General features: G+C 40.3%; 1 protein-coding gene and 1 pseudogene. One reads left to right on the top strand and one right to left on the bottom strand.

From position 1 onward, the window contains the following. The coding region (locus UF75_RS25695; protein ID WP_052693691.1) for a phosphatase PAP2 family protein at nucleotides 1–569 on the bottom strand (569 nt) is incomplete at its 3' end. A gap of 404 nt (nucleotides 570–973) precedes the next feature. Here UF75_RS25695 and UF75_RS25690 point away from each other — a divergent pair. Next, nucleotides 974–1,154: pseudogene (locus tag UF75_RS25690) on the top strand (hypothetical protein); the annotation flags it as partial.

The raw sequence follows: 1,154 nt of genomic DNA, 5'->3' as shown, positions 1-1,154 counted from the left end.
AAGAGTGCCCCGAATACTATTCCTCCGGCGACATCCAACAAGGTATGTTGTTTGATAAACAACGTGGATAGGATAATCATCACTGCTAAACCCCGTACCGAAGCTGTAAAAATAGGTGCCTGGATATTCAATCTTGAGCAGGCTCGGAAAAGAATAAAACTAATTAATACATGGATACTGGGAAACGAATTATACGGTTTATCCGCATGGTAAATATACAATACAATCCCGGTAAACAAGTCGTGAGCGTCAAGCGGCGGCCTGGGCGTAGTGGTCTGGGCAAGTATAAAAAAGCTATAACTTAATACTAACCCCATTAGACAAGAGATTAGTGTCGTAACATAAAGACGCGGTTGCCGTTTCATCAGCCATAATAATGTGATCATTACAAAAGGGTACCAAACTATGTAAGGAAGGGCAAAATACTTAACGAATGGGATCATCTGATCAAAAACGGTAGCGAGATTATAGACCCGCCCGCTGGTGTGATTTAAGAGAAAATAGATAGAATTAAACGCCGGCAAAACTAATAATGAGAAACCCCAATACTTCGAAAACTGCTTTTCCAAAATACCTACCTCGTTCTTCGATAATACCACATACGCAGGGGTGGATTATTTTATGCTTACGCTTATTTGCTACAGGGTAACCACAACCGAAGTATTCTAAACAACTTCAAAAGACGCTTATTCAACCTCAGATCGTCGAACAAATTAACATAAGTTCTCGTCCCATATCCACGATGTTTGCTCAGCCTGATTATCAAGAAACTTTACCAATACATCATACTGCATGTCCCAAGCCTAATGGTTCTTTTTGCCGCACATAATAAATATCCGCCATCCGGGCGACATCTTGAAAAGATATCATGCCCTAGATACGGATTATTATGCTATTATTTAGACGAATGCTTCTCTTCAGCCATTTCCGTAATAGAATACATCAATAGAATTAGCTGAACGGAGGTTAAGTAATGATTGACGTTAATGCGCTAGAGGAACAATGCCCTAAGTGCAACGGTAAGGGTGGAATTGAGAACACCACGTGGTATCATAACTGGGCCATACGAAATTCTAAGCTTCATTTTTTAGAGGCTAAGGATAAACTCGACACAATAGAAAATGAGACTCCGGATCAACCAGATGAATCCGTTT

Origin of the sequence: Desulfosporosinus sp. I2, from assembly GCF_000960765.1 — a bacterium.
GTDB lineage: Bacteria > Bacillota > Desulfitobacteriia > Desulfitobacteriales > Desulfitobacteriaceae > Desulfosporosinus.
This window is presented reverse-complemented; position numbering and strand designations above follow the sequence as displayed.